Origin of the sequence: Candidatus Endomicrobiellum cubanum, assembly GCF_031278955.1 — a bacterium.
In the GTDB taxonomy this organism is placed as follows: Bacteria; Elusimicrobiota; Endomicrobiia; order Endomicrobiales; family Endomicrobiaceae; genus Endomicrobiellum; species Endomicrobiellum cubanum.
In genome coordinates this window covers 1-12,870 of record NZ_JAITJM010000061.1, presented here as the reverse complement: position 1 = coordinate 12,870, position 12,870 = coordinate 1, and the positions used below count along the sequence as shown (strand labels likewise).

General features: G+C 28.6%; 12 protein-coding genes and 1 pseudogene. All 13 read left to right on the top strand.

Annotated elements, in window-relative coordinates; translation table 11 throughout:
* Positions 1 to 398 (top strand): annotated as a pseudogene (locus LBD57_RS05935) (glycosyltransferase); the annotation flags it as partial.
* A gap of 150 nt (positions 399 to 548) precedes the next feature.
* The gene (locus LBD57_RS05930) at positions 549 to 2,039 is read left to right on the top strand and encodes a hypothetical protein (protein ID WP_373470417.1); all 1,491 of its coding nucleotides are present in this window, start codon (positions 549 to 551) and stop codon (positions 2,037 to 2,039) included.
* A 31-nt stretch (positions 2,040 to 2,070) separates the two neighbouring features.
* On the top strand, positions 2,071 to 2,607 hold the full coding sequence (gene rfbC, locus LBD57_RS05925) for a dTDP-4-dehydrorhamnose 3,5-epimerase (protein WP_373470416.1): 537 nt from the start codon (positions 2,071 to 2,073) through the stop codon (positions 2,605 to 2,607).
* Complete coding sequence (rfbB, locus tag LBD57_RS05920; RefSeq protein WP_373470415.1) at positions 2,604 to 3,581, top strand: dTDP-glucose 4,6-dehydratase; 978 nt, start codon at positions 2,604 to 2,606, stop codon at positions 3,579 to 3,581. Before rfbC ends, rfbB begins: the two co-directional genes overlap by 4 nt.
* A complete protein-coding gene (locus LBD57_RS05915; protein WP_373470414.1) occupies positions 3,581 to 3,781 on the top strand; it encodes a hypothetical protein in 201 nt (66 codons plus the stop codon). Before rfbB ends, LBD57_RS05915 begins: the two co-directional genes overlap by 1 nt.
* Before the next feature lie 402 nt (positions 3,782 to 4,183).
* A complete protein-coding gene (locus tag LBD57_RS05910; RefSeq protein ID WP_373470413.1) occupies positions 4,184 to 5,059 on the top strand; it encodes an NAD-dependent epimerase/dehydratase family protein in 876 nt (291 codons plus the stop codon).
* A complete protein-coding gene (locus tag LBD57_RS05905; protein ID WP_373470412.1) occupies positions 5,056 to 5,850 on the top strand; it encodes a sugar phosphate isomerase/epimerase family protein in 795 nt (264 codons plus the stop codon). Before LBD57_RS05910 ends, LBD57_RS05905 begins: the two co-directional genes overlap by 4 nt.
* Before the next feature lie 13 nt (positions 5,851 to 5,863).
* Positions 5,864 to 6,976, top strand: coding sequence for an FAD-dependent oxidoreductase (locus LBD57_RS05900; protein ID WP_373470411.1), 1,113 nt, complete (start codon positions 5,864 to 5,866; stop codon positions 6,974 to 6,976).
* Positions 6,966 to 7,949 carry a hypothetical protein gene (locus LBD57_RS05895; RefSeq protein ID WP_373470410.1) on the top strand — a complete coding sequence of 328 codons (984 nt, stop codon included), beginning with the start codon at positions 6,966 to 6,968 and terminating at the stop codon, positions 7,947 to 7,949. The genes LBD57_RS05900 and LBD57_RS05895 overlap by 11 nt, the downstream gene beginning before the upstream one ends.
* Positions 7,942 to 8,721 carry a glycosyltransferase family 2 protein gene (locus tag LBD57_RS05890; protein WP_373470409.1) on the top strand — a complete coding sequence of 260 codons (780 nt, stop codon included), beginning with the start codon at positions 7,942 to 7,944 and terminating at the stop codon, positions 8,719 to 8,721. Before LBD57_RS05895 ends, LBD57_RS05890 begins: the two co-directional genes overlap by 8 nt.
* A gap of 51 nt (positions 8,722 to 8,772) precedes the next feature.
* Entirely contained in the window at positions 8,773 to 11,028 is a 2,256-nt protein-coding gene (locus LBD57_RS05885; RefSeq protein ID WP_373470408.1) for a hypothetical protein, read from the top strand.
* Positions 11,015 to 12,133 (top strand): non-hydrolyzing UDP-N-acetylglucosamine 2-epimerase, encoded by a 1,119-nt coding sequence (gene wecB, locus LBD57_RS05880; protein ID WP_373470407.1) that lies wholly within the window; start codon positions 11,015 to 11,017, stop codon positions 12,131 to 12,133. The genes LBD57_RS05885 and wecB overlap by 14 nt, the downstream gene beginning before the upstream one ends.
* Before the next feature lie 40 nt (positions 12,134 to 12,173).
* Positions 12,174 to 12,870 (top strand): hypothetical protein (locus LBD57_RS05875; RefSeq protein WP_373470406.1); only part of this gene is annotated, 697 nt, incomplete at its 3' end.

The window sequence follows — 12,870 nt, the reverse complement described above, 5'->3', positions numbered from 1 at the left end:
TGCTTTTAAAAGAGAGGAATAGATTTTCAAAGGGACTTTTCCCATGGATTGGTTTTAAAACAAAATATTTTGAGTATAAAAATATAAAGCGAGCATTTGGTAAAAGCAAATGGGGGGGGAGGGGTCAGTTATTTTTATATGCGCTAGATGGCATAATCTCTTGTTCAGTACTACCACTAGTTGCTGTTCCAATTTTTATGGCTATAGTTTTTATAATTATCTCATTTGTGATTTTTTACAAATGGGTTTGTGGTGATCATGTGGATGGTTGGACATTAATAATGTGTCTGATGTTGTTTAGTAATACTGTTATTTTTTTTGTTTTAGGACAATATATTTCTAAAATCTATATTGAAGTTAAACAAAGACCCATTTATGTTATAAAACAAGAAGTATAAAATTGAAAAATATCAAACACATGTTGTACTGAAAAAATAAAATAAATGACAAACAAAGCAGTCGGTTAAGAGGGATTGTATGTATTTTATATTTTCTAAAAAAGTTAATAGAAATTTTAAACAAACAATATTAGTTATTATAGAGGCAAAATGTTACTAAAGTATTTAAAATTTAACAATTTTAAAAAAGAGTACTTTCTTTATGCATTAATTATCGGAGGATGTTATTCTCCTGTTTTCACAAGTTCCTACATTATAATAGATGACTGGAATAAGTGGAAAGCAAGTATTACGGCAATATTAAAGCATGAAATTATGATAGGGCGTTTTTTTAATGGTCTTATGTTATTGTTGTTTAAACCATTTAATACAATCGGAGAAATTTGTACTATACGTTTTATTTCTGTTGTTACAGTTGTTATATATTGTTGTATGCTATATAATTTTATCAGAAAAAAAACGATTATAGATGACTCTACATCTTTTTTTCTCCCGTTATTTTCAGTATTTTTGCCCTCTTTTGTAGTTAATGTTTCTTTTGCTGCAATGTTTGCAGTACCAACTTCGTTAATTTTTAGTTTATTATCGTACAATTTAATACGCAATTCACAAGGTGAAATCAAATTTAGTAGTAAGGTGGTTAAGCTACTATTTGCATTATCGTGTATAGCAATTTCTTTTAATATCTATCAAATATCAGCGATGTGTTTTTTAGTACCATTACTTTTAGAACTATGTTTTGGTAAAGAAATATTGGATAAGAAAAAAATAATTCAAATAATGGCAATACTGCTATTTGGTATGTTGCTAACATTTTTTGTTATAAGCTTTATCTCTCCTCTAATCTTACAATTAAGCACTCAAAGAACTTCTCTGACTACTGATTTTAGCGATAAAATACTATGGTTTAAGGATTACATTTTGCCATACGCAGTATGTAATTTTGCGATAGCTCCAAGTTTTGTGTATAAAATTTTTAGTTGGGGTCTATTTTCATCTGGATTTTTTTATATTGTTGTTAAAAAGGGATTAATAGTTGGAAGTTTTGTTATTTTTATGATTATAATGGCTTATAGTCAAAATCTTATTGTAGAAGAAAGTGTAATATATGCTAGGACCTTTTCAGCGATCTCAATGCTGTGCTTAGTTATAGAAATTATAGGATTAAATAATTTATTGAACTTTTTTGGTTTATATACAAGCAAGATACATCGTATAATCTTTTCTTCTCTTCTATTGGCGGTAGTAATAATAACACAAAAACATATACAAGAACAATTTGTATTACCATCTAAGATAGAATACTACTCTTTATATAAAGAACTTAATAGTCTGCCAAAAGGAAAGCCTGTGCAAGTGATAATTTATAGTTCTAGTAACTGGGATGATGGTTTATCTAGTCCAGGATATTATACTGATTTTGTAGCTAATTATAGTTTGTGGCCTGCTTTTAGTGCGTTGTACGAAGTAGAGTATATAATAAAAATTAATAAAATCGATAATATACAGCTTTATAAAAGCCCCTTTTTCACAAGAGAAGGAGAAAACGAAATAAATTTATTGGTAGATAAGGAAAAAAAAGGTGATTTATATATTATTGATACAAAAAATATAATTCAAAAAAATGGTAATATGGTGTAAAGTTTTCAATTGATCATTTTTGGGGAAAAGCATGTCATTTGAGTTTCAAAAACTAGAAATAGAGGAAGTTGTTTTAGTTAAACCAAAAATTTTTGGAGATGATCGTGGTTTTTTTCTGGAAACTTATGAAAAGTCAGAGTTTGTAAAACAAGGTGTAGATGTTGAGTTTAATCAAGATAATCATTCAAAATCAAAGGCACAGGTACTTCGAGGTCTTCATTATCAAAAACCTCCATATGAGCAAGCAAAACTTGTGCGCTGCTTAGAAGGACAAATTTATGATGTTGCTGTTGATATAAGAAAAGAGTCAAAAACTTTTGGCAACTGGGTAATTGTTGAACTGTCACAAGAAAATAAACACATGCTTTATATTCCAAAAGGATTTGCACATGGTTTTGTAGTAACGTCACAAGAAGCGCAAATTATGTATAAAGTTAGTGGGCAATACTCTCCAGAGCACGAATGTGGGATTATTTGGAATGATAAAACATTAAACATAGATTGGAAAATTGATTTTGAGCCAAATTTAAGCGATAAAGACAAAAAGTGGAAGGAGCTATCAATATGAAACTGCTTGTAACAGGTGGAGCAGGTTTTATTGGTAGCTGTTTTATAAGGTATATATTAAACAAATATTCTGAGTATAAGATTTTAAACTTAGATGCACTTACCTATGCAGGTAATATTGAAAATCTTAAAGATATAGAAAATAATCCTAACTACGAGTTTGTTCACGGAAATATATGTGATAAAGAGCTAGTGCAGCAGCTAATTAAAAGAGTTGATGTAGTAGTAAATTTTGCTGCGGAAAGTCATGTCGACCGTTCAATTACAGGTCCAGAAATTTTTATTGATACAAACGTTAAAGGGACATTAAACCTTTTGCAAGCAGCAAAAGAGGTTAGGATTGATCGCTATTTACAAGTTTCAACAGATGAAGTTTATGGGACACTAGGACCTCAAGGGTATTTTTACGAAACAACTCCCCTTGCTCCAAATTCACCATATTCTGCATCAAAAGCAAGTGCAGATATGCTTGTTCGTGCATATTTCGAAACATACAAACTTCCTGGTTTGATTACTCGCTGCTCAAACAATTATGGCCCATATCAATACCCTGAAAAACTAATACCTTTTTTTGTATTACAATTATTAAAAGGTAAAAAAGTACCAGTTTACGGTGATGGTCTAAATATTCGCGACTGGCTTTATGTTTACGATCATTGTTCAGCTATAGATATAGTTTTACATAAAGGCAAAATAGGAGAAATTTATAATATAGGTGGTCATAACGAAAAGAGTAATTTGGAGATTACGCGTATTATTTTTAAAGCAATGGGAAAAGATGAAAGTTCAATTGAGTATGTTCAGGATAGATTAGGCCATGACCGTCGTTATGCAATTTGTAATGACAAAATTCAATCAGAGCTAGGTTGGAAACCATCACTTACTTTTGAAGAAGGTATTAAATTAACCATAGAATGGTATTTAAGAAATCAAAATTGGATTGATACTATAGAAATGCGTAAAGCTAAAAATTAGTGAAAAACAATATATGTTTTATTACCGGCACAAATAATATTATTGATATTGTAAATGGTTCACAGTTAAGTAAGTGTTCAAAAGTTAGTGGAAAAAATGGGATCTTTGATTACTTTTACAGGATTAAAGTTATTTTAAAATTTATTTTTAGAATAAAAATTGATAATGCTATTTGTGTATTTAAATTTTTTAAAAAATAAGTTGTCAATGATCTTATAAAATCTTTGAGCTCTCAAAATGGATAGTTTTATTGGATTGAACTCATGGCTGAAAAAGTTCAAACACATATTAGACTTTGAAAATATATAAAAATAAAAAGTAGGTAAAAAAAGATAAAAGGTACACAAGTAGAGTGTGTCACTGAATTAAGTTATATTTTGAAAAAGAGCCTAAAAGGTCAAATATTCATAGTTATTAATAACCGCTTATTTAATTCAAGTGATTTTTTTGTTTATCAAAATAAATTAGAGGGAAGTCTGAATGTCTAATAAAATGTCATATGCATTTAATCCTAATGGGATGATGCTGATATGAAAACAAAAGTTATTATTACAAGAATATATATTTAAAATTTAATATTCTTATTATTATGGAGTAAAGATATGATTTCTCTGGTAGGTTGTACTGGATTTGTAGGTTCAAACATTTGTGAACAATTTAAATTTCAAGGGCTTTATAATTCAGAAAATATAAGTGAATCATTCGGAACAAATCCTGATTTACTTGTTTATGCTGGTGTTAAGGCGGAGAAATTTTTGGCAAATTCTCAACCAGAAAAAGATTTTATATCTATCCAATCAGCTTATGAAAATATAAAAAAGATCTCGCCAAAAAAACTTGTTTTAATATCTACTATAGATGTTTATAAAAACCCAAAAGAAGTAAATGAAGATACTGCAATTGATATAAATAATTTACATGCTTATGGATTAAACCGTTATAAATTAGAACAAATGATAGAGGGAAGCGGTATTGACTATTTAATAATACGTTTGCCAGGGTTATTTGGAAAAAACATTAAAAAGAATTTTATTTTTGATTTGATAAATAAAATACCTACAATGCTAAAGGAAGATAAGTTTAAAGAATTACTTAATAATGAACCCAAACTTATTAATTACTATGAAAAATTTAATAGTGGTTTTTATAAAGTTAAAGGTTATTCTAAAGAACTTAAAGATATTTTTAATACATTACAATTTAATGCAATAAATCTTACAGACAGTCGAGCGATTTTTCAATTTTACAATCTTGCTAATTTATGGAAGGATATCAATTTTGCTCTTTCTTATAATATTAAAATTTTAAATATTGCTACAGAGCCTATAGCTGCATCAGAAATATATGATTTTAAAAACGAGATATCTTTAAATCCTCCTTACTATGATTTTCGCACAAAATATGCAAAAAGTGGATATTTGTATGATAAAAAGACGATTTTAAAAGAAATTAATGAATTTATCATGAGGTCACAATGAGACTTGCTGTTTCAAATATAGCATGGGATAAACAAAACGATAGAGATGTTTTATTAAAACTTGCAAATTTTGATATTTCTGGAATTGAGTTAGCGCCTACTATTATTTTTGATAATTGGGGTATTACTGATACAAAAGCAAGAGACTACAAAAAAATGCTTGACGGGTTTGGTTTTAAAGTTCCAGCATTTCAATCAATATTTTTTGGTAAACCCGAACTACAGTTATTTGACAAGTGTTGTTGGAATGCGTTAAGAGAGCATATTAATAAAGTTGCAAATTTGGCGAGTATATTTGATGCAAAAGTTCTTGTTTTTGGTGCCCCCAAAAATAGAATTCGTAACAATATTTCGTATGTTGATGCTGAGGAAATATCAGTTGAAATATTATCAGAGCTTGCAGATATTTGTTTTCAGTTTGGATGTTGTATAGGGTTAGAAGCAAATCCGAAAGAATATAATTGTGATTTTATTACAAATGTTGCAGATGTAATGCGAATAGTAGATATAATTAATAAACCAGGATTAAAATTACATTTTGATTCAGGAGGAACTTACATGTGTGGTAGTGATGTTGCAGGGACGATAAAAAAAGCGAAAAATTTTGTGCATTACCATATAAGCGAACCTCTTCTTGCCCCTGTTGTAGAAAATAGAGTTAATCATTTTGATGCCTTTAGAACTTTAAAAGAAATAGGGTATAATAAATGGGTATCTGTTGAAATGAAAAAACCTTCAGATCAAAAAGTATTGTTTAATTCCATTGAATTTATAAAAAATTTATTACAATGACAATGAGAGTAAGATGAATCAAAAAATATGTGTAATTGGCGGTGGTTTTTTTGGAATGTATATTGCTGCTTTTCTCAAAGAACAAGGTCACTATGTTACTCTTTTTGAAAAAGAGAATGATTTTATGCAAAGGGCATCTTATGTCAACCAGGCTAGAGTGCATAATGGGTATCATTATCCTAGAAGTGTATTAACTGCTTTGCGTTCCAGAGTATCTTTTAAAAGGTTTTGTCAAGAGTTTCCAGAAACGCTGTGTAAAGAATTTAATAAGTATTATATGATAGGAAAAGTTCTTAGTAAAGTAACAGCGAGTCAATACGAATATTTTTGTGATCGTATAGGAGCCTTGTGTGAGCCTGCTCCAAAAAGTATACAAAATTTGGTGAACCCATATTTAATTGAGAAAATATTTCATACACAAGAATATGCTTTTGATGCTGTGAAGCTTAAAAATATCATGAAAAAGAGATTGGATCAAACTAATGTAAATTATTATACAAGTGTTATTGTAAAAAAAGTTAGAGGTTGTGAGAAGTCAGGTATTTTTGTAGATTTTTCAAGTAACAATCAAGATCATACAGAAAAATTTGATAATGTTTTTAACTGTACTTACTCTCAAATAAATAAAGTTGTTAAAAATTCAAATCTTGAAATTATTCCATTAAAACATGAAATGACTGAAATGTGCCTTGTTGAAGTTCCTGATGAGGTTAAAAATTTGGGAATAACTGTTATGTGTGGTCCTTTTTTTTCTGTAATGCCCTTTCCTCCTGAAAAAATACATTCATTTAGTCACGTTAGGTATACCCCTCACTATGAATGGTATGATTCTAACGAAGAATATCTTGATTCGGACAGTCTTTTTTTAAAACACAAACGATATAGCGCTTGGAGAACTATTATTAAAGATGCTTCACGTTATATACCAATCCTTGGTGAATGTAAGTATAAGAATTCATTATGGGATGTCAAAACTATTTTGCCAAGAAGTGAAAGTGATGATTCACGTCCTATTTTATTTAAAGAAAATTATATAAAAGGATTTCATTGCATAATGGGTGGTAAAATAGACAATGTTTATGATGTTGTAGAGATTATAAAAAAAGGATTATATAATGAAAGATAGTGCATTTATAACAGTATGTTTATTGACAAAGCAATATGAATACCAGTATTTAAAAAAACTTTCAATATATTTAGAGCAGAAATTTTCAGATTATGAAATATTGCTAATAGACTCCAACAAACAACAAACAACAAACAACAAACAACAAACAACAAACAACAAACAACTAGATACTATACTTAATGAGATTCCATGTGTTAGATTTTTAGAATATTCCGGATCTTTTAACAATAATTTATTCCAAATGGTAGCTATGGGTAATAGTATAGGTGATTATTTAGTTTTTTTTGACCCTAATGTTGACCCTTGTGAGGTTATAGAAAATATAGTAAAAATTGCTAAAAAATCAGATGTTGTTATTGGTATTGCAGAATATCACAATTCTATTGGTTACAGAATAGGAAGAATATTTATTTCTAAATTTTGTAAAAACTTAGGAAAAATCAGCTCGAATACTACGAATCTTATTTGCGTATCTAGAAATGCGATAAATACTATTTTAAAAATAGGATCTTCATCTTGTTCTCTTATTACGAACATTTGTAACTCAGGATTATATATATCTTACTATAAATATGAATTTTTATCCAATACGAGATATTTTAAAAGTTATAAATATGCCTTACTCCGTTTATTTAATTTGTTGATATTTTCATCGCTGAAACCTTTGCGTGCTTGTAGTGTATTAGGATTTATAATAAGTTTCATTTCGTTTGTAGTTGCATTCTGTGCTTTTGTTATGAAGTTATTTAATTCAAATCTTGCAGTTGGTTGGACATCAACCATTATAATTTTAGCGTTTTTTTTTATGATGCTGTTTGTGATATTGGGAGTTATGTTAGAGTATATGAATAGGATTTTAAGTGAATTAGAAAACCGTCAAGCTTATTCTATTTGTTCTGAAAAAACAAGCAAAATAATGATAAATGAAGATAGATTAAATGTATTGTCAGAGTCGACAAAAGATGATTAATAGGCAAGTTCCTACATTCGATGAATTTATATTTTCCCCTAAAAAAAACAAGTATTGTGTATGTGTATTTGTAATAAATGAGGGAGAACGATTAAAATTACAGCTTTTAAGAATGAGAGATTGTGGAGCTGATATTATAATTGCTGATGGAGGGTCTTCAGATGGTTCTACTGAACATCAATTTTTAAAATCCTCAGGAGTTACTGCTCTTATTGTTAAAACTGGTCAAGGGAAGCTTGGCGCGCAAATGCGTATGGCATTTTCATGGGCTTTGAATAAAGGATATGAGGGTGTTATAGTTGTGGATGGGAACAATAAAGACAGCGTTGAAAATATCTCTGATTTTATAAAAAAACTTGATGAGAAAATAGATTATATACAAGGTTCAAGATTTGTAGAAGGTGGATGTCATGTAAATACTCCAAAACTTAGGTTGTTAGGATTGAAATTAGTGCATGCACCTTTAATAAGCTTTGCAGCTAAATATCATTATACTGATACAACTAATGGCTTTCGTGCCTATAGTTCAAGATTTTTACAAGACCCTAATGTCAATTTATTTCGTGATGTTTTTGAAGGATACGAGCTACATTACTACCTTGCTATAAAAGCTGTACGGTTAAGCTACAAGGTTTTAGAAATTCCTGTAACACGAATATATCCTGGTAATGGTAAAGTTCCTACAAAAATTTCTTTTATTAAAGGCAACTTTAATATCTTATATAAACTTTTTAAAACTGTATTTGGTATATATGATATGAAGAAAAAATAATATATTGCAGAATATATGGTTATTTTTGTTGATAGCTAAAAGGATAGTTAAATGAGAAACATTGTTTTTTATATTAAAAAAATCAGTAAGCTAGGTAAAGTACAAAAATTGATAATAATATTGTTGTTAGTAATGTTATGTTGGAGTTTTTTTACTTTAAGTTCATTGAGATGTATAAAAGATATAAATAAATATTTTAATAAAGTAAACAAGGCAAACTATGTAGTTTTTATAGCAGCGGCAGATGAGTGTTCACTACAATTTGGATATTTTGCTAAAAGTTTTTCTAAATTAGGATTTAAGAGTGACCTGCATGGTAAATTTCAATGGGGATTTATAGGGATAATTGATGGAGGACAAGTTGTTTATGAAGATTTACAAGATGCTCCATTAACGTATAAGTATATAGTTAATAAATCAAGTTTTAATATAGTTAGTGAAGGGTGGGGAAAGGGCAACAAGGCATTAATAAAGAATAGTAATGATTATAATTACTCTTTAAATAGAAGAGGCCTTAATATTGTTGTATATGATAAACGTGTCAAACAGGTTATAGATTCAGTAGTTTTTGATACGTATGCTTATCCCATTGAGTGTACAAGGGGTCAAAATAATATGTTTATTTTAATTTTAACAACTATGTGTATAGCATTTTTATTATGTATCAATAAAGATTACTGTTGTATTAAACAATTACGAAAAATTTTTAAAGAATATTTGATAGAAGTACCATTTTTGCTTATAAGTTTTGTTTTTATTTTATATATACTGAAGAATGTATTTTTGTTAATGCAACTTTTTCATTTTGACATACTCATTGTAACAATTACAGTAGTACTACATATTATTGGTACTGTATATCTGTTTTATAGAGACAGTAAAAGAAAAGATATTCTAATTTCTTTAATAATATGTTATATAGTTATTATAGGAGCAGCTTTTATAAGTGCAGGGCTGTATGATTTTAGTTGGGATGGGCAAGCATATCATCAAGAAGCTGTAATAGCATTACGTGATGGATGGAATCCATTTTATGAGCGGAAACCTAATATAGTTTATGAACATAATGTTTTTTTATTCCCTCATTTTTTTGAGATATATGCCTCTATTATTTCTAGTATTTTTGGGACAATTGAAGCAGGAAAATCATTACATTTAGTATTTATCATTACTTTATTTCTGTATTCAATAAAAATTGTAAACCGATATCAAAAAAATTTAATAGTAATATTATGTCTAAGTTTTAGTATCATTGCAAATCCTGTTGTTTTAGCACAGATGTTTACATATTACATTGATGGAACAATGGGAATAGTCTTGATTTTGCAAATATTTGCACTTATGGATTTTGAGCTAGAGAAAAAGTACAAATATTTGTTTTTAGTAGTAGCATTGTCAGTTTTTATGATAAACTTAAAATTTACAGGCTTTATATGTTGGTGCCCAATAATAGGATATATATTAATAAATATTGTACATAAGAGATTGAAGAACGCTTTAGTTTTAATTACAACAGGAATCATTGTTTTATTAGTAGCTGTGTTATTTTTAGGGTATAATCCTTATATGAAAAATTTTCTTGACAAAGGTAATTTTTTATATCCTTTATATGGTAAAGACAATATAGCGGCAGAGATGTTTAAAGGAGAAATTTTTTATAGCAAACAAGGTTTTTGCAAAACCTTGTTTTTATTGGAAAGAGGAACTTTGCCATTCAGTTCATCAAAATTAGGTTTTAAAAATGAAAGTGCAGGATTTGACATGCGTATTGGCGGTTTTGGAGTATTTTTTATTGAGATCTGTATATTTGCATTGGGTGCATTTGTACTTACACTGTTTATAGATAAGAAAAAGGCATATAAAGAGATAATAGTTCCTATTGTATCGTTGACAATATGTTCATTATTTGTTCCGCATAACTGGTGGGCTCGATATATTCCATATTTTTGGTATGTGCCATGTTTATTATTTATTCCTATTAATCTTGAAAGGTTAAGAATTATTATGATAGTAGCTGTAACGGCTGTAACTGTATATATAAATAGTATAAGCTTTACTGTTGAAGCTATAATTGAAGGTCTAAATTATAAGAAAGAATGTATTAAATTTTTTTCTGAGATACAAAAAAGTGAAGCTAAAAATATAATAATTGTAATACATAATAATTGTTTTATCCCATCGATCAAAGATAAAATGTTAAGACTGCATGTTAATAAGAATACAGAGTTTACTTTACAAAAGAATCCATCAATGTATTTAGCACCGGGTAGATTATGGATTATTAAAGGGTGGTATGAACAAGTATAAAAATTTATTAATTATTTTAGGTACACGACCTGAAGCAATAAAACTTGCGCCACTAATTTTAAATTTAAGATCAGAAAAATATAATGTTGTGGTTTGCAATACAGAGCAGCAAAAAGAGCTTTCAAATCAAGCATTATCTTTTTTTGGACAAAAAGCTGATATTAATCTAAGTGTTATGACTACAGATCAAACATTGTTTGCGCTGCAGTCTAACTTGTTATTAAAACTGAAAGATGTTTTAGCAAATAGGAATTTTGATGGTGTGCTTGTTCAAGGTGACACCATGTCTGCTTTTTGTGGAGCGTTAGCAGGTTTTTATGCTAAAGTACCGGTATTTCATATAGAAGCTGGTCTTCGCTCAGGAGATTTATATGAACCTTTTCCGGAAGAAGCTTTACGAGAAATGATATCGAAGATAACTGCTTTGCACTTCGCGCCTACAATATTCGCTAAAGAAACTTTGATAAAAGAAAATATAGCAGAAGATAAAATAATTGTTTCCGGAAATACTGGTATAGATGCATTAAATTCCCTGCCAGAAAATGTTATGGAAAAAGCATTGTCAGATCTTAGAAGTAACAAAATTGAAATTAATGATAGACTTGTGTTAATTACAGTACATAGAAGAGAAAATCATGGGGACAGACTTCAAAATATTTTAAAAGCTATTTCAGAATTAGTTAATATTTTTAAAGATCATACCTTTGTATTGCCTGTACATCCTAACCCAAATGTAAGACAAAATGTACACAATGCATTGAACTCTTATAATAATGTTAGACTTTTAGATCCAGTAGATTATCCAGTATTGGTAACATTAATGAAGAATTCTAAGCTTATACTTACAGATAGTGGTGGAATACAGGAGGAAGCTCCATCGTTTGGAGTTCCTTTACTTGTATTAAGATATGCAACGGAAAGGAGTGAAGGAGTTGAAGCTGGCGTTGCTAAACTTGTAGGTGCAGAGTATAGGAAAATATTAGATGAATCATCTTATATTTTAGAAAGAGATAAATCTCTAACAAGAAACAAAGTACAAAACCCTTATGGAGATGGAGAAGCAAGCATTAGAATAGTAAAATCAATAAACAAGTTTTTTATATAGATTAAACATAAATTTACATAAATTTACAAATTAGGTTAAGATGGTAAAATATTTTTTTTGTAGTAATGCAAAACTCATCGCAAATTTAGCTACCGTTTTTATTCCTTTTAAATATATCAGAAAAAGTGTACGGAAAAAACTTTTCAAGAAATTAATAAATAATGAATTAATTAAAAATATAAACAAAATAATACAAAACAATAAAAACCCTATTATAATTTATTTAGGTTTGCTCAGTTACTTTGACCCTATGACTCAACGGCCACACCATATATTTCGAAAGCTTGCTGATAAAGGATTTATAATATTTTGGCCAGATTATAAAGTATTAAAATTAACGAAAGTTGCAGATAATATATATATCTTCCCTGTAGTCTGTATAGATACTATGCTCAATATAGAGAAAGATAAAATCATATATATTGTAGCACACTATTATTTAGAGTCCGCACAATATTTTATTTCACTTCTAAAACAGGTAAGAAAATTAAAAATTATTTATGATTATATAGATGATTTAAGTTTGTTTGGTAAGAGTACACAAAAACAGTGTCAAAAAGTACTATCTTTTGTTAAAAATGCTAATGCTCTTTTTTTAGCAAGTGCAGATAAACTATATGATGAACTTGCAAGAATTGTTCCCAAAGATAGCCTTTTATCAAGTAAAAATGCGGTAAATATTGAAGATTTTCATAGAAAACAATATACATTACCAATTAAATTGAATCCGATTGTGT